Annotated in this window: 16 protein-coding genes; 12 read left to right on the forward strand and 4 right to left on the reverse strand. The window is 64.5% G+C overall.

What is annotated here, in order from left to right; all coding sequences use genetic code 11:
* Positions 1-30: 30 nt before the first annotated feature.
* From AC6CHY_RS09120 to AC6CHY_RS09135, 4 genes are all read left to right on the forward strand, one after another.
* Complete coding sequence (locus AC6CHY_RS09120; protein ID WP_217388490.1) at positions 31-573, forward strand: flavodoxin family protein; 543 nt, start codon at positions 31-33, stop codon at positions 571-573.
* A complete protein-coding gene (locus AC6CHY_RS09125) occupies positions 570-1,004 on the forward strand; it encodes a hypothetical protein (protein ID WP_217388489.1) in 435 nt (144 codons plus the stop codon). Before AC6CHY_RS09120 ends, AC6CHY_RS09125 begins: the two co-directional genes overlap by 4 nt.
* Before the next feature lie 428 nt (positions 1,005-1,432).
* A complete protein-coding gene (gene rarD, locus AC6CHY_RS09130) occupies positions 1,433-2,302 on the forward strand; it encodes an EamA family transporter RarD (protein WP_217388488.1) in 870 nt (289 codons plus the stop codon).
* Positions 2,303-2,357: 55 nt separating this feature from the next.
* Positions 2,358-3,470: a YihY/virulence factor BrkB family protein gene (locus AC6CHY_RS09135; protein WP_217388487.1), complete on the forward strand. Its 1,113-nt coding sequence runs from the start codon at positions 2,358-2,360 to the stop codon at positions 3,468-3,470.
* A 10-nt stretch (positions 3,471-3,480) separates the two neighbouring features.
* On the opposite strand, the gene AC6CHY_RS09140 is transcribed toward AC6CHY_RS09135, so the two are convergent.
* Complete coding sequence (locus tag AC6CHY_RS09140; RefSeq protein ID WP_217388486.1) at positions 3,481-4,971, reverse strand: TIGR01777 family oxidoreductase; 1,491 nt, start codon at positions 4,969-4,971, stop codon at positions 3,481-3,483.
* A 384-nt stretch (positions 4,972-5,355) separates the two neighbouring features.
* On the reverse strand, positions 5,356-6,087 hold the full coding sequence (locus AC6CHY_RS09145; RefSeq protein ID WP_217388485.1) for a M50 family metallopeptidase: 732 nt from the start codon (positions 6,085-6,087) through the stop codon (positions 5,356-5,358).
* 153 nt (positions 6,088-6,240) lie between these two features.
* Between AC6CHY_RS09145 and AC6CHY_RS09150 the strand changes: the two genes are divergently transcribed.
* From AC6CHY_RS09150 to glsA, 6 genes are all read left to right on the forward strand, one after another.
* Positions 6,241-6,573 (forward strand): hypothetical protein, encoded by a 333-nt coding sequence (locus tag AC6CHY_RS09150; RefSeq protein ID WP_217388484.1) that lies wholly within the window; start codon positions 6,241-6,243, stop codon positions 6,571-6,573.
* Positions 6,574-6,649: 76 nt separating this feature from the next.
* Positions 6,650-7,294: a DUF305 domain-containing protein gene (locus AC6CHY_RS09155; protein WP_217388483.1), complete on the forward strand. Its 645-nt coding sequence runs from the start codon at positions 6,650-6,652 to the stop codon at positions 7,292-7,294.
* Between the two features lie 13 nt (positions 7,295-7,307).
* Positions 7,308-7,916 (forward strand): thioredoxin-like domain-containing protein, encoded by a 609-nt coding sequence (locus AC6CHY_RS09160; RefSeq protein WP_217388482.1) that lies wholly within the window; start codon positions 7,308-7,310, stop codon positions 7,914-7,916.
* 29 nt (positions 7,917-7,945) lie between these two features.
* Positions 7,946-8,242, forward strand: coding sequence for a hypothetical protein (locus AC6CHY_RS09165; RefSeq protein WP_217388481.1), 297 nt, complete (start codon positions 7,946-7,948; stop codon positions 8,240-8,242).
* A gap of 196 nt (positions 8,243-8,438) precedes the next feature.
* On the forward strand, positions 8,439-9,122 hold the full coding sequence (locus AC6CHY_RS09170) for an SGNH/GDSL hydrolase family protein (protein WP_217388480.1): 684 nt from the start codon (positions 8,439-8,441) through the stop codon (positions 9,120-9,122).
* Positions 9,123-9,127: 5 nt separating this feature from the next.
* Positions 9,128-10,915 (forward strand): glutaminase A, encoded by a 1,788-nt coding sequence (glsA, locus tag AC6CHY_RS09175; protein WP_217388479.1) that lies wholly within the window; start codon positions 9,128-9,130, stop codon positions 10,913-10,915.
* Between the two features lie 86 nt (positions 10,916-11,001).
* Here glsA and AC6CHY_RS09180 read toward each other — a convergent pair whose 3' ends face one another.
* Both AC6CHY_RS09180 and AC6CHY_RS09185 read right to left on the reverse strand, forming a co-directional pair.
* Complete coding sequence (locus AC6CHY_RS09180) at positions 11,002-11,496, reverse strand: hypothetical protein (RefSeq protein WP_217388478.1); 495 nt, start codon at positions 11,494-11,496, stop codon at positions 11,002-11,004.
* Positions 11,493-13,040: a sodium/proline symporter gene (locus AC6CHY_RS09185; RefSeq protein ID WP_217388477.1), complete on the reverse strand. Its 1,548-nt coding sequence runs from the start codon at positions 13,038-13,040 to the stop codon at positions 11,493-11,495. Before AC6CHY_RS09185 ends, AC6CHY_RS09180 begins: the two co-directional genes overlap by 4 nt.
* A gap of 220 nt (positions 13,041-13,260) precedes the next feature.
* On the opposite strand from AC6CHY_RS09185, the gene AC6CHY_RS09190 reads away from it, so the two are divergent.
* Complete coding sequence (locus AC6CHY_RS09190; protein ID WP_217388476.1) at positions 13,261-14,904, forward strand: PucR family transcriptional regulator; 1,644 nt, start codon at positions 13,261-13,263, stop codon at positions 14,902-14,904.
* Between the two features lie 296 nt (positions 14,905-15,200).
* Positions 15,201-15,869 (forward strand): alpha/beta hydrolase family protein, encoded by a 669-nt coding sequence (locus AC6CHY_RS09195; protein ID WP_217388475.1) that lies wholly within the window; start codon positions 15,201-15,203, stop codon positions 15,867-15,869.
* Positions 15,870-15,955 lie beyond the last annotated feature (86 nt).

Below are 15,955 nucleotides of genomic sequence, written 5' to 3' on the forward strand. Positions count from 1 at the left end.
TCCCCCATCCATCGATCAGGAGACGCAAAGATGCGCGCAATCGTCGTTAACGAGTCAATGTACGGCAATACGCGACAGGTCGCCGAGACCATTGCCCGCGGCATCGACCCAGCAGGTAACGTACCCTCCCTGCCGGTGTCCAAGACCAATGGAATCAACCCCGCCGAACTCGACCTGCTCATCGTGGGAGGACCCACGCATGCCCACGGCTTGAGCCGGGAATCGACCCGCAACGCGGCACGGACCACCGTAACTCGCTCCGCGGGTGATCTTTCGCTTGAGCCCGACTCTGCTGGCATGGGAATCCACGATTGGCTGACTTCCTTCTCCGGTGTCGAAGGCAGGGCAGCGGCCTTTGGCACGCGTTTCGATGCTGCGGCACTGTTGACCGGCAGGGCGTCCAGAGGCATATCGAGATTGTTGCGGGCCTCGGGATTCGAACTGGCTGTCGAATCCGAGAGCTTCCTTGTCGATAAGGCGACCCATCTGCTCGCAGGTGAGGAGCACCGGGCGCGGGAGTGGGGTGCGCGCCTGGGTGCGATTCCCCCGGAGGAACTAGGATCGGGCGAATGAATGGCAGTGCTACGCGGACCGCGCTCCTGGTGCTCCTGCTCTTTGGCTCGTTGTCCGCATTCGCGGGTGCCGTGATGGCCATCGTCTTCAAGGGTGCGGGAGTTCCCCTGGAATACCTTCAGGGCAGTCCCTTCGACTCGTTCATGGTCCCCGGGATCATCCTGGGAGTAGTCGTCGGCGGTACGCAGGGCCTTGCGGCCGCGTTGCTGAGGGCACACCACCCTTCATCCATGCTGTGGTCCGCCGTTGCGGGATTCGGGATGATCATTTGGGTGTTCGTGGAGCTGGCGATCATTCTCGAGTATTCGTTCCTGCAGGCCATCTATTTCGGCCTCGGCACGCTCGAATTGGTCCTCGTGTTCTTCATGCTCGGAATAGCAAAGGGCCAGGGCCCCACTTCCAGTCGAGCCCTGCCCCCGGGCACCATGTGATGCGACGCTCAGGTCTAGCCCGGAGGCCTGTATCCCCCTCCACCCACTACCACCGGCTACAGTGCTGGCCCCGCTGTCATCCGCTGCTGTGCTGCTTGCAGGCCTTGGCTCCCGTGCGCGTGCCAAGTCGGTCCACTGCGGCGGAGGTGCTCCGGAATTCGCCGCCGGCGTCTAGGACCGTGTAGTGCTCTAAACCCGCGTCCCCCGGACAGGGGTGGTAAAGGTCGGCGACCGTCTCAGGCTCGCTGGAAAGACTGACATTCCCGCCGCTTCCCGTGACCCCGAAACTCCATGAAGCGAGGAGGCTGCAATGCTGCATCAGTCGGCCAAGCCGTGCGTCCGCGGCGGAGCAGCGGGATTCCCTCCCTATTGATCGACGCTAGACTAAGGGCCGTGCTCGGTTCCCGGTCTATTTTGGAGCGTCATCGATGAATCGCGGCGTTCTTGCCTCCCTGGCGGCCTCGGGGCTGTTCGCAGCCATCTTCCTCATTTCCGGTTCCCTGAGGGACATCGGACACACGGAGGTCTACGGGTGGCGAATCGTACTGACCCTGCTGATAGTTGCCCCGTTCTATGCGCTGGTTCCGGGCCGCCGCGCCCAAATGGTTGCCTTGCTCGGGCGCATCAAGGCCAGGCCCGGCCTGCTGGTTTACGGAGCCGTGGCCAGCTCGCTGGTGGGCCTCCAGCTCTGGCTCTTCATGTATGCGCCCATGAACGGGTATGCATTGGCGACGTCGCTCGGTTACTTCCTGCTCCCCCTGGTCATGGTGGTGGTGGGGCGGGCGGCCTTCGCCGAGCGACTGTCGCGGGGACAGAAAATCGCCGTGGCCCTGGCGGTTCTCGGCGTGGGCCACCAATTGCTCTTCGCCGGCGGCCTGGCCTGGCCCACCTTGCTGATTTGCCTCGGGTATCCCGTGTACTTTGCTGCACGGCGCGCCGCGCGCTTTGAGTCCAATGCCGCCTTCACGCTCGAGATCCTGTTCCTCACGCCCCTGGCCGTCTATTTCATCCTCACCGGTGACCGCGGGCCGGAGGCAACCCTGCTGCCGGTGCTGTCCATTGGGGTGTTGGGGGCGGTGGCCATGTTCCTGTACCTGGGCGCCGCCTCCCTGCTCTCCCTGTCGGTATTCGGGCTGCTCAGCTACGTTGAACCGGTGTTGCTCCTGGTGGCAGCGGTGGCGATGGGAGAACAGCTTTTTGCCCGCGACACCCTCACCTACGCACCCATCATCCTGGCCCTGGTCGTGCTGGCCGCCGACGGCTTCCGCTCCACACGTTCCTTGCGCCGGGGCAACTAGGACGTAAGGTGGGAAAAGACCATGAAAGCCTTGCCGGAAGCAGGTGTATTCCCCAGTGGACCAGTCACAAAGCAGCGAACTTGAATTGCGCAGGGATGCCTGGCTGTATGCCGCGAAGCGCACCATGCGCGAGTTCTCCCGGGACGGCGCCACCGATCTTGCTGCCGCGCTGACCTACTACTCGGTGCTTTCACTGGTTCCGGGATTGCTGGCGTTGCTCTCGATGCTCTCGCTGATCAGCAGCGGACCCGAGACCCGGGCGTGGATGGTTGAGACGATCCGCCAGATCAGCACCCGCGAAATGGGCGATAACGCCGAGGCCCTGCTGACCCAGCTCGGGGGGCAGACGGGGGCCGGTTGGACGCTTGTCATTGGCCTGCTGGTGGCCCTGTGGTCGGCCTCCGCCTACGTGGGCGCGTTCGGCCGGGCCCTGAACCGCACCTATGGCACCGCCGAGGGCCGTCCGCTGTGGAAGCTGCGGCCGCAGATGTACCTGTTGACCCTGGTGATCCTGTGCCTGGCGGTGCTGGCCATTGCCATCCTGGTGCTTTCGGGACCCGTCGCGGAGGGAATCGGCTCGGTGCTGGGGCTCGGCGAGGCAACGCTGCTCGCCTGGAACATTGCCAAGTGGCCGGTGCTGCTGCTGATCGCCGTTCTCATGGTCGCCCTGCTCTACCACTTCACGCCCAACGTCCGGCAGCCGAAGTTCCGCTGGATCAGCGCCGGGTCGCTGGGCGCACTGCTGGTCCTGGCGCTGAGCACCGCGGGGTTCTTCTACTACGTGGTGAACTTCAGCAAGTACCAGAGCGCTTACGGCGCGGTGGGCGGCGTCATCATCCTGCTGCTCTGGATCTGGCTGGCCAACATTTCCCTGCTGCTGGGTTCGGAGCTTGACGCCGAACTTGAACGTGCCCGGGAATTGCGCCAGGGGCTGCCCGCGGAGGACCAGCTCGCGTTGCCGACCCGCGACGACACGGAGATCGCCAAGGCGCAACTGGCCCTGCTCGATGATCGTGACAGCGGCCGCGCCCTGCGGGTTCGCGCCGGCGGGGACGCGCACCCGGAAGCGGATCTGCCCGGTCCGCGCCTGCCCTGGGGACTGCTGACCGGGGCGGCCGGCGCTGTCGGGGTGTACCTGCTGGGCAGGCGCCACGGCAACGGACGCTGACCGCGCCCGTCTAGGAATGCCCCAGCACGTGTCGCAGTGCCGATTCCAGGTCGACGTGCCTGAACACGTAGCCGCTGTCCTGGATCTTTTGGCTGGAGACGCGCTGGTCGGCGAAGGCCAGTTCCCTTGCGCCTTGCTTGCCCAGCAGGAGCCTGGGCCCGAAGGCAGGGACCTGAACGCGAGCCGGACGGCGCACCACCTTGCCCAGGACCTCGGCGTATTCCTTGGCCTGGACCGGGTGTGGCGCCACCGCATTGACGGGGCCTTCCAGCGACTTGGTGAGCAGTGCGTGGGCGTAGATGCCCACCACGTCGTCGACGCTGATCCAGGACTGCCAGGCCTCCGACCCCAAGGGTCCGCCCAGGCCCAGGGCGAAGAGCGGCAGCATCCGTTGCAGGGCACCGGTGGCAGGTGATTGCACCAGGCCGGTGCGCACATTGACCACGCGAACCCCGGCCTGGCGCGCGGGCGAACACGCGTCTTCCCAGGCCGTGCACACCCCGGCGATGAAATCGGTTCCGGGTGCGGCGTCCTCGTCCAGGGGAACCGCCGGCCCGTTGGCGTGCGGTGTCGCGCCGTAGATGCCGATGCCCGAGGCCACGATGAGGCTGCGTTGCCTGCCGTCCTTTGCCAGGGATGCCAGGGCGCGGGCGAGCAGGCCAGTGCCCAGCACGCGTGAAGCGCGGATTTCCTCCTTGGCGCTCGCGGTGAACCGTGAGCCAATCGTGTGCCCGGCCAGGTTCACCACCGCGTCGACGTCGCGCAGCTCCTCGGGGTCCAGCACCGCGTACTCCGGGGCCCAGAAGATCGTGTCCTCGCCGTTGGCGGCCCGGCGGTCGCGCACCAGGCGCTTGACGCGGTGCCCGCCGCCTCCCAGCAAGGCACAGAGCTGGGTGCCGATCAATCCGGAGGCACCGGCAACCGCAATGGTCAAGGGCTGGGTTTCGTGGCTTGCGTGGAATGCCAGGTCGCCCCTGAGCGTCCGTTCCCTGTACCGGAAGACCTGGCTCAGTTCATGCTTGAAGACCCGTTCCGCGAGCCTTTGCGCCTTGTTCCCGGGCAGCCGGCCAAGCAGCGGGAGCTCGAACTCCACGACGTCGCGCATCACTGTTCCGGGCATTGGCGAGTTGCTGTCGTCGGCGAAGAAGTGTTGGTGTTCCCAGCGGGCCAGTGGACCCGACTCCATGATGTCGGTGAAGTCGCGGCCGGGATTCAGGGAGATGTGCTTGGCATGCCACGGGATTTCGGCGCGTATCCGGCCGGGCAGCCCCAGGGCCAGCGCCGCGGCACCGACGGCGGCGGCCAAGGAGGTGCCCAGGGTCCCGGGTGCGGCCACGTCGATGACGGCCCGCGAACCCACGGCAAGGCCCTTGTCCGGTTCCTGCCTGACCGTTCCGGAGAAGGGTGCCGAGAGCCGGGGCAGGGCACCGGGACGTTCAAACCAGCGGAAAACCGTTTCCCGCGGGTAGGGCAGATGCGTCGTGTATTCGAAGATTGCCATGGCCGTATGCATCCCTTTTCTCGCGTCGCTGTCCCCTGCAACTTACACTAGGCCAAAGCCTCGCCCCGCGGCAGGGCCACGTGCGGGGCCGCAACGTTTCGTCACGCTCCAAAGTGTCGGTGCCGTGGTGTTGGATGGACTTATCGATCCAGTCGAAGGGAGCGGTGAAAATGGCCAGCGGCATGCCCGCCTATCCAACCCTTATGGAACTGCGCACTGCCGGGTGGACGCTTGAGCAGATAGCCCGGGCCTACGGGGTGGACGAACCGGAGATTCGGCGGGCCCTCGCATTGCATTTCATCCACGGACATCCCGACATCCGGCGCCCCGCCTGATCGGTGCTGCAGGTCAGGGCGCCGCGCGGGAACCTCGCACGGCAAGGCTCTAGCGCAGCATCAGGAAGATCATCCGGCCCGAAATCATTACCGCGCCACCAATCACCACGATGAAGCCCAGGAGCCAGAACCAGGCCGGGAGCCAGCTGCGGGTGGCCAGGATGTAGGCGTCCGAGGAAGCGACCAGCCCGCGCCGGCGGGTATGGACCCCGATGACCTTTAGGAGGTCGCGCACCGAACCGACCAAGAGCATCAGGCCCAGTCCAAGGACCACCCAGGCCATGGCCCGGGCCGGGGTGAAAACCACCAGCAGCTGTGCGGCCAGGGCGGAGCACAGCGCCACCGCGATGCCCGCCCAGTTCCGCAGGAAGATCAGCGAACCAAGCAAGGCCAAGGCCCCAATGGACAAGGCCGCGGAGGCATGGCCGAAATACGTCGCACCAACCAGCGACAGGCCCACCACGGCGGGTGCCGGGTATCCCCAGAATCCGCTGAACACCGCGGAGAATCCCGGCTTGCCGCTGCTGACAAGCTCGCCCGAGTGATCCAGCCTGATCTTCAGTCCGTGAATAAACCGTCCGGTCACCAACGCCGCAACCGCATGCCCCAGTTCGTGAACGAATGTCACATACAGCCCAAAGATTCGCCAGCTGGCCCGTGGCACCGTGAGCAGCACACACAGGGCAACCAGGCCCAGCAGCGGCCACGGCGTCAGCGTCAACGGGTCGCTCTTGCTGAAGCCGGCCAGCACCGCTTGCCACCACCGGTCAATGATTTCCATCCACCCAGCCTATGGCTTGGGCCGTGCACCGGTTGCACCGGGCCAGTCGCGGGCGAGCTCTCAAAAGCACTCTCACAGCTAATGCACAACTGGCATTTATATCGTTGATTCCTCAACCAACATTTTCCAGCGGATCCGAAGGGCGGCGTGCACGTGAAGCGATTCCTTGGCCTGCTGCTTGCCCTGTCGGTGCTGCTGCCCCTGGGCGGCGCCTTCGGATTGGGTGACATCGGATCCGCCTCGCCGATCCACGCGGAGGCGGCACCCGCTGCCGGGACGTCGCACTGCCCGACGGACATGCCCACCCAGCACCACTGCGCACCACACGCGGATCCGCAGTTGAACACAGTCCAGATTGCGCCGAGGCCTGACAGCTCCGGGGCATTCGGCGCACTACCCGCAACCTCGGCGGCACGTTCCGGCATGTCCGAGCCGCAGCAAGCGCGGGCACCGGATTTGCACGCGCTGTCCATTTCCCGAACGTAGAACCCGGCTTCCCTAGCCCTGCCGTCCGCGCGCCCCGATATCGGGCGCACCGCACTCTTCGTTCCAAGGACCCCCTATGTCCGAACCCAAAACCTCTCGCGCCCTGGTCATTGCCCTGGTGGCCCTCATGCTCGCCATGGCCACCGGCGGTTGGATTCTGGGCTCCTCCAATCCACGCAGCAACCTGCCCTCCGAGGCCTCCCCCGAGGCGGGCTTCGCCCGGGACATGCAAACGCACCACCACCAGGCCGTGCAGCTTTCCATGATCATTCGCGAGCACTCGACCAACACTGCCGTGCGCTCGATGGCCTACGACATGGCCTTGACGCAGCAACAGCAGTCGGGGCAAATGTTCGCCTGGCTTGAAACCTGGGGCCTGCCCCAGACCGGTGAATCAATGACGTGGATGAATGGATTGCTCAGCGAGGAAGCGTCGCATGCGGGGCACGGCAGCGTCGCCCCCGGAGAGCCCCACACCATGGCCTCCATGGGCATGGCCAGCGAAGCCGACATCCAGAGGCTCACCACCGCCCGCGGCGAAACCGCCGACCGGCAATTCCTGACCCTGATGGTCGCCCACCACAAGGGCGGCGTCGAAATGGCCGAGGCCTACCTGCAACGCGGAAACAACCCCATGGTCGCCGCGTTCGCCAACAAAATCGTCACGACACAACAGGCCGAAATCTCGGCCCTGACCCAGCTGCTTGCCCAGCTGAGCTAAAGGACTCCTTCCCATGAACAAGCGCGCAGAAGCCCAAATGGTCCTTGCCAAGGCAAAGGCCAAGGAAAAACGAACCAAATTGCTGACCGTCGCGGTGATCGCCGCCGCCGCCCTGGCCATCGTCGTCCCCACCACCGTGGTCCTCAGCGGCGCCGCCCAGGAAAAATCGGCGGCCACCGCAGCGGCCGCCGCCCCCATCGACGGCGTCAAGACCTTCGAGGTGGCCTCGGCCAACCACGTCGATACGAAGGTCGCCTACGACCAGAAACCCGGCGTGGGCGGGGACCACAATCCCGTCTGGCTCAATTGCGGGATCTATGAGGCACCGGTCCCGGAGAACAATGCGGTGCACTCCATGGAACACGGTGCCGTGTGGATCACCTACGACGGCATCGGCGACGCAGAGGTCTCGGCGCTGAAGGACGCGGTGGGAGAAAAGACGTACCTCATCCTGAGTCCCTTCCCCGGCCAGGGCGCAAAGATCAAGCTCACGGCCTGGGGCGAACAGCTCAGCGTCGATTCCCCGGACGATCCCCGCATCAAGACCTTCATCACCAAGTACCGCCAGGGGCCCCAGACCCTCGAACCCGGCGCCCCGTGCACCGGCGGCATCGGCATCTAAGCTAGAAGGAAAAAGGAGAACACCCAACCATGTCATTCCTACCCTCGGCCCTTGCCGGAACCGGACTCATCGGCGGCTTCGCCACCGCCCGCACCACCAAGAACCGCCCACTGGGCGGGGCGGTCCTGGCCGTTGCCGGCACCGGCGCCTTCCTGATGTGGAAGGCCAACGCAGGGACCCCGAGGGCCGTGGCCCTGACAGGGCTCTATCTTGCCGCCTTCGGTGCATCGCACCCGCTGGCGAAGAAGATCGGTGCCTGGCCCGCGGTCAATTCCGTCACCGCCGCCGTGGTGCTTGCCTCGCTGCTGGCCGGGCGGCGCAAGTAGCCGCACCACCAAATTCCGTCCCAGGTCACGGTCGCTTCCCGGAGATTGAATTCCCGGAAAGCGGCCGTGATCTGTTGTGTCCGCGCGGCAATCGTTGCAGGAACGAGTCCAAATCACGCCCCCTGTCCCACTACGCTTAATGCAGGAAAGGGGCAACACCTTGGGAACTCGCAAACCCTTCTTGATATTTACATGTGTGGCTGTTTTCATCGGCTTGCTGGGGCTGACCGGCGGGCCGCGCGCCGACGAGCCGATGCCGCAGGCCATCGCCGTGTCGGTCGGTGGAGACCACAGCACCTTCAGGGTGGCCGGGGACTCCATCACCGCGGCGGGAAGCCACACCGTGGCCGCGGGCCATGTCGGGGAGGCCTCCTGGGTCAACTACGTCAATGCACCCGGCACACCCGCCACCTTGGTGTGGGCAGGCGGCTGGGCGCTGGGCGGGGCCCAGTCCGGGGACATGGCCGCCGCCCTGCGCCCCGGAAGCGCGGACGCCCTGGTCATTCTGGCCGGCACCAACGACCTGGCCCACGGCACCGGACACGCACGGATCGGGGAGAACCTCGCCCGGATCGCACGCATCGTGCGCGCACCGATGGTGCTGCTGAGTAGCATCCCGCCGCGCGACGACGCGGTGGCCGCCACGCTCGCCTACAACGAATTCCTGCGCACGCTGGCCGGCGAGCGCGGGTGGATGTACGTGGATGCCGCCGCCGGGCTGCGAAGTGAGGCCGGGACCTTCATTCCGGGACTCAGCGACGACGGGGTGCATCCCAATGTCGAAGGTGCACGGATCCTGGGCGCCGCCATTGGCCAGGCGCTGACCACCAAGCCCATGCAGGCCATCGCGGACACGCCAGGGGTCGACCCCCTAGGCTAGGAACCATGCGTTCCCCCATCGACAGCTACCTCGCTGACCTGTATGCCGACCTGCTGGACCTCACCTCCGGGACCCCCTACCAGGGCATCCCGGCGATGGCGAACGCCGACCCCTCGAAGTTCGCCATTGCCATGGCCACCGTCGACGGCCACGTGTACCAGGTCGGGGACGCGGAGATGGAATTTTCGATCCAATCCATTTCCAAGCCCTTTTCCTACGCGCTGGCGCTGGATGACATCGGCCTGGACGCGGTGGACCGCAAGATCGACGTGGAGCCCAGCGGCGACGCGTTCAACGAGATCTCCCTGGCCCGTGAAAGCGGGCGCCCCGCCAACGCCATGATCAACGCCGGGGCCATCGCCACGATCTCGCTGATCCGGGACCGGGACACCGGCCGCTTTGACCGCATCCTGGAGCACTTCTCCGCCGCGGCCGGCAGGCGGCTGGAGCTCAGCGATTCGATCTACGCCTCCGAGGCGCTGACCGGTCACCGCAACCGCGCGCTGGCCTACCTGCTGCGCTCCTTCGACATCATCGAGACCGACCCGACGCCGGTGCTGGAGGACTACTTCCGCGCCTGCTCGGTCATGGTCAACACCCAGGACCTGGCCATGATGGCAGCGACCCTGGCCAACGGCGGCACCCAGCCGCGCACCGGGGTGCAGGCCATGAGCAAGGAGGCTGTCCAGCGCACCCTGTCGGTCATGACCACCTGCGGGATGTACGACGACGCCGGGTCGTGGATTTCGGCCGTGGGGCTGCCGGCCAAGTCAGGTGTCGGCGGCGGGCTGATTGCGGTGCTGCCGGGCCAGGTGGGCCTGGCCATCTACTCCCCCGCCCTGGACGCCCACGGTTCCTCGGTGCGCGGGGTCGCCGCCAGCGAGCGCATCAGCGCCGACATGGGGCTGCACTTCGTGCGCGCCGCCCGGCTGGGCCGCTCGGTGATCCGCGACCACTACGACATCACCGATGCCCCGTCGTACACCCGCCACAGCGATGCCGCCAACCGGCTGCTGGCCGAATACGGCGAGCGCGCGCACATCGTGGAGCTGGCCGGGGACCTGCTCTTCGCCGGCACCGAATCCATGGTGCGCGAGGTCAGCGGGCTGGAGGAGTCTGTGGAGCTGGTGATCCTGGACTTGCGCCGGGTTGATGAGATCGACCGGATCGCGGTGCAGATGATCCACCAGTTGGGACGGGAGATGGAGGCCGAGGGACGCACCCTGGCGCTGGTGCAGGAAAAGGCCTTCGAGCCGCTGGAGTCGCTGCGTTGCTTCCCCAGCCGCAACGATGCGGTGGAGTGGGCCGAGACCATCCTGCTGCAGCGCCACGGCAGCGAGGACCTGGTGCCCAGCGAGGTCGCGGTCCGCGACTTCGCGGCGCTGGACCCGCTGGATTCCGCGGACATCGCCCTCCTCGAATCCCTGATGGAGGAAAGCCGGATCGAGGACGGTCGGATCATCCGCACCCCCGGCCAGGAATTCGGCGGCGTGTACTTCATCCTCAGCGGCAAGGTCGTCACCTCAACCCTGCAGAACGGCAAGCCGGTGCGGCACGCCACGCTGTCGGCCGGCATGACCTTCGGCGAGATTGCCCTGGGCGGCGAGGGCGAACAGACCACCAGGGTCACCGCGGTGGGCCGGCTGCACCTGAAGGTGCTCTCGGCCGCGTCGATCGCCCGGCTGGAGGCCGATGACCCGGGAACCGCCTTGCGCTTTTGGAAGGCGGTGGCGCGCGATGCCTACACCCGGGTGGAGGCGAACATCAAGGATTCGAATTTCCCGCTGCACTAAGATTTCCCGGCGGCCGACCCGATATCGGCATGCCTGTGGCCGGCACAAGACGTGGTCCGGAAAGATCCGGACCACGTCTTGCCCACCTAGCATCCAACGACGTAGTACCCGCCGTTCATGCCATCCACGAGGACCTTTAGTTCCTGGTCGCCGACCTTCCCTGCCAGCAGCCAATTCGGCTTCCAGATCATCTCGTAGCTCTGGATCTCCCGGATCCTCGAGTTGTGTCCGAGCTTCATCTTGCGCAGCGAGGCGGTGGCCACCAGGCGCCTCGATCTCAACCGTGCATTCTCGAAGCTGATGCTGTTCCACCGAGGGTCGTCCACCCGTCCTTGGCCCGAACCGGTGTGTCGCAGTTCGGGCCAAGGGTCGGTGATGAACGTCTTGCCGGTCAACCGGTCCACCAAGGTGTGGATCGTCGATTCCGCCCGTGTCCGGGGCAGCGTCAAGGCGTGGATGAACCCGGCAAAGGGGTGGAAGGACAGGGACGCGGATTCAACCTCGAATGCCGCCGCCCTGGCCCGCACCGCAGCGCCGGCTTGTTCCCGGGTGAGCAGGGCCGGGAATTCTGCCTCGATCACTGGATACGTCCGGCGATTTCGGCCTGGGCGGCAAGGGTCTGGTCCTGGCCCAGCATCAGCGAGGTGGGGATCGGGCCGAGCTTCGCCGTCTCGTCCAACGCGCGTACGATCGATTCCGGAACCGGGTGCCGCGCCTGTGTGGCCAGGGAACCGATCACCATTGCGATCGTTGAGCACACAATGCCCACGACCATCGGGTCCAGCCCGGTGATGGCGGCCATGCCCGCCATCTCCCATCCCACGGCCGCAACGGTGCCTGCGAGCATCGAGCAGATGGCGCCCCCGGTGTTCGCCTTCTTCCACCACACGGCACAGATATATGCGGGGACGAACGCGCTCCCAAGCACCGTCGTGGAGAAAATCACGATCTCTGCTACTGCCGGCGGGTCGAAGGCGGCAATGATGTAGCCGACCACGGCCAGGAGCAGCACGATGATCCGCGAAACCCAGACCATCTGCCCGTCATTCATCTTCCTGTTCACGAACCGGGCGTAGAGGTCTTGGCTGGCAATCGTGCCGGCCTGCAGTAGCAGTGCATCCGCGGTGGACATGATAGCCGCCATGATCGCGGCCATCACGATTCCCACCGCAAAGGATGGGAGCACGGCCTCGGCCACGGCGAAGACCGCTGTTTCCGGATTGGCCAAGGTCGGGACCAGGAGCAATGCAAACATGCCGACAAGGTACGGACCGGGAATGAAAGCCAGGTTGAAGAGCAGCGAGTAAGCGCCGGCACGACGGGCAACGCTGGGACGCTTCATCGCCATGTGGCTCACCACCACGTGCGGCCAGCCCATGTATCCGATAGAGAAGATCAACAAGGCGCCAATGATGATGCCCCATTGCCCTTCGAAGGCCAGGCCCTTTCCCCACATGGTCAGCATTGTTGGATCAAGTTCGCCTACGCCCTTGTTGCCAGCAGTGAAACCACCGACGGCGTTCAGCGTGCCGATCAGGATCCACATCATGCCGATAAGCATGATGATGGCCTGGACGAAGTCGGTGTAGGCCACCGCGAGGTAGCCGCCGAGGAATGTGTACAGCACGATCACTCCGATGGCCACCGCCAATGCGACGGGATACGAGACACCCGAAACCATTTCCAGTCCGCGTCCGCCGGCGATGAACTGGGCCAGGACATAGAAGAAGATGCAGAACAGAGCGATCGGCGCGGCAATGGCACGTGTCCATTTGGACGGGTAGCGGTGTTCAAGATATTCGATCGAAGTGATCGACCCCAATATCTGGGAAAGCTTGCGCATGCGCCGGCCAAGGACCGAGAGGTTCAGTACGCCGCCACCGAGATCGCCGAGCGCGTACCACATGCCGAAGTAACCTTGCGAGTAGCCCAGTGAGCCGGCACCCATGAACATGTAGCCGGACATTGAGGAACTCTGCAGGCGAAGAGCGGTAACCCCCGGACCTAGGCTGCGCCCGCCCAAGAGATATTCCTCGGCCCCGGCGCTGCTCCTGCGCATGACCCACACGCCGATGCCGGCCATGGCTACGAAATAGACAACCAGGAACACCAGCTCAATTTTCATGGTCCACCTCGACGTCCTCGGCCTTCCAGCCCCTTGAAATCCACATGAACCCCAAGGTGTACAAGACCCAGAAGGCTGGTACACCCACAATCACCGCAGTCGTAAATGTCGGTAATCCAAACACTGCGCCACCTCCTTTTGCGTCTCCCAGCGACACCAACCAACACAAAGTGCCCTGAATCACATAACCTCTAGTGAAATGAAGTCTGACACAGATAGAGTGATTGAAATCCAGACGCTTCCACTGAATCCAGCAAAGAACCAGACAGTTTGTCCGGCAAAGAGTTCACTGACCGTCCGGGACGTTTTGGAACTGCCCGAGCTTCTCGCCGGAAGTCCACAATTGGTGGCCGGGGCGCGAGAATTGGACGCCCGGATCCGATGGGTTCACGTGCTCGAATCGTCTTCGGTGATGGATTTTCTCTCTGGAGGGGAACTGGTGCTGAGCACTGCCGTTGGCTGGGCAGCTGACATCGACTTCCAGCACTACGTTCGTTCCCTGGTGGCTTCCGGAGTCGCCGGATTGGTTCTGGAACTCGGTATTAGGTACCAACAGATCCCGCAGGGCTTGGCGAAGGCTTGTGAACAGCACCGCTTGCCGCTGATCGCCCTGCACCAACGCACCAGATTTATCACAATAACCGAGGCCGTCCACCGGGTCCTCCTCACTCAGCAAATGCATGCGCTTCAGGCCCGGGACTCGGTCAGCAGCCGATTCACTCAGCTAATGGACATCGGTTCCCCGGTGCAGCATATCGTTGCCGAAACATCGCGGATCCTGGGGGCGACGGTCGTACTGGAGGACTTGGCCCATCAAGTGGTCTCACACGCTCGCGGCCCGGGGGACGACCACGAAATCATGGAGAATTGGCGGGTGCGTTCACGCGTAGCCGCTGGGAATCCCGTCGAAGGGAGGGCTTGTGCTCCTATCCAGGCTCGGGGAAGACAGTGGGGCAGGATCATTGCCTTGGGAAGCCCGGAACACGCGGCCGGTACAGGTTTTGTTTTAGCACAGGCAGCCACCGCCCTGTCCATGGAATTGCTCAGCCAACAGCATGACGATTACTGGACCAAGGTCTCGCACCAGCGGCTGCTTGAGGGGCTCTTGGAACGGGAGTTGTCGAACTGGAACGAGCTCGAGCACGAATTCGAGGCAGCCGGGTTCGAGTTCGGTGGCAGAACAGTGTTGGGGCTGGCCATTGAGCTACCGGGCACCGACAGTGCACCCGACTCCTACAGTGTCCACGCAGAGTTGAACTCGCTGCGCTCGGCTGCAGCCTCACTCGGTCTCGACGTCCTGTGTGCAGGTCGGCAGGCAGACATTCCCATGATCTTGGCAGCGTTGTCGTTCCGCCCCGCCAAGGAACCACAAGCGACAATTGCAGAACTGCTCAAACGCTTTCGTGCAGGTTCACCGGTGTCGACGCGGGCCACGACTGGAAACCCCTCAACCAGCATGCCTGGGCTGCTCGCTTCCCTCGAGGAAGCCATCGCCCTGATGACCCTGGGCACCGGCAAGAGTGCCGCCGGTGACATTCTGCAACCCAGGTCACAGGAGCTGGCACTGCTCCTGCACAAGATGCGTGCAGAACCCTCGATCCGGGGATTCCCCGAACGCATACTAGGCCCGGTGCTGCTGCACGATGCCAGTACAGGATCGGATCTTTTGCGCACACTAATCGCCTACCTCAAGCACCCTACAAACCGGACGTTGGCTGCCGCAGAAAGCCACCTTTCGCGGTCGGTTTTCTACCAGCGCCTGGCTCTGGTCGAAGGACTTCTCGACCGCCGTCTGGATGACGGCCAGGATCTTGCCACACTGCATGTCGCAACCATGATCCACCAGCAATCGGGAAGTTCCTGATCGGGTGCCATTGGCCAAATGATCGGGGCTCGAGGTGGTGTCGAAGATGCGCCCATGTGGCTCTACCTCTACGGCTCTCCCCGGCCAGTGCGTAATCCGAGCGTCATCCGAATCCACGGAAACCTACAACCTTTGCGGCAGGGTGTCCCTATCTCCGAAGGTGCCCAGCATCGTTGTTCCAAGCGCCGAAGGCGTGGGCGGAGAAGGTGACGATCCGCGAATGCATGACCAGGTGCACTCTGACCAAGGAAACCAGGCTTAGAACGAACCGGCCAGTACGCCCTAGGCTTGAATGCATGAGTCAGGAACTGAACATCCCGTATGGCACCGAAAGCGTCACCGCTCTACTTGATGAAGCCGAGGATCCCCTGGCTTTCCTGATCGTTGCCCACGGATCCGGCGCCGGCAAGGACCACGATTTCATGGCCGGCTACGCTCGGGCAGTCGCCCAAAAACGCATCTCGGTACTGCGATTCAACTTCCCGTACATGGATGCCGGCAAGAAATTTCCGGACCGCGCACCCGTCGCGATCGACGTGTGGAAACAGGTCCGCGAATGGGTCGGCCAGAACCTGTCAAAGGAACTTGCGGTGTTCGCTGCCGGCAAGTCGTTTGGCGGTCGCATGGCTTCATTGGCCGTCGCCGAAGGCATGGACACCCGGTCGCTGATTTTCTTGGGGTACCCCCTGCATGCCCCGAAAAAGGAAGACAAGCTGCGCGACGAACACCTCTACCCGTTGCAGGTGCCGATGCTCTTCTTGGAAGGAACCCGTGACCCGTTCGCGAACCCGGAAATCATGACCCGGGTGGTTTCCAACCTTAACCCGGACAGCGAACTGGTCTGGTTCGAAGGCGGCGACCACTCCTTCAAGGTCGCACGCTCCGGCCGCACCGTTTCCGAGGACGGGGCCGGACTGGCCGAAGCCACCGCCGATTTCATCCTCAGGCAGCTGGCCAAGCACTAGAAGCCGTTGGCTGCCCGCCGGGTCGTGCCCTCGCCGCACCGGGCCGGCCGCCAAACGCAGTGCGCCCCATCCGTGGGCCTGCCTCC

This window comes from Paeniglutamicibacter sp. GQ140 (assembly GCF_059759235.1).

Bases quoted from the DNA above. Each gene is read 5' to 3' on its own strand.
- AC6CHY_RS09120 (WP_217388490.1), top strand. From the start codon at position 31: ATGCGCGCAATCGTCGTTAACGAGTCAATGTACGGCAATACGCGACAG.
- AC6CHY_RS09125 (WP_217388489.1), top strand. From the start codon at position 570: ATGAATGGCAGTGCTACGCGGACCGCGCTCCTGGTGCTCCTGCTCTTT.
- rarD (WP_217388488.1), top strand. From the start codon at position 1,433: ATGAATCGCGGCGTTCTTGCCTCCCTGGCGGCCTCGGGGCTGTTCGCA.
- AC6CHY_RS09140 (WP_217388486.1), bottom strand. From the start codon at position 4,971: ATGGCAATCTTCGAATACACGACGCATCTGCCCTACCCGCGGGAAACG.
- AC6CHY_RS09145 (WP_217388485.1), bottom strand. From the start codon at position 6,087: ATGGAAATCATTGACCGGTGGTGGCAAGCGGTGCTGGCCGGCTTCAGC.
- AC6CHY_RS09155 (WP_217388483.1), top strand. From the start codon at position 6,650: ATGTCCGAACCCAAAACCTCTCGCGCCCTGGTCATTGCCCTGGTGGCC.
- AC6CHY_RS09160 (WP_217388482.1), top strand. From the start codon at position 7,308: ATGAACAAGCGCGCAGAAGCCCAAATGGTCCTTGCCAAGGCAAAGGCC.
- AC6CHY_RS09165 (WP_217388481.1), top strand. From the start codon at position 7,946: ATGTCATTCCTACCCTCGGCCCTTGCCGGAACCGGACTCATCGGCGGC.
- glsA (WP_217388479.1), top strand. From the start codon at position 9,128: ATGCGTTCCCCCATCGACAGCTACCTCGCTGACCTGTATGCCGACCTG.
- AC6CHY_RS09185 (WP_217388477.1), bottom strand. From the start codon at position 13,040: ATGAAAATTGAGCTGGTGTTCCTGGTTGTCTATTTCGTAGCCATGGCC.
- AC6CHY_RS09195 (WP_217388475.1), top strand. From the start codon at position 15,201: ATGAGTCAGGAACTGAACATCCCGTATGGCACCGAAAGCGTCACCGCT.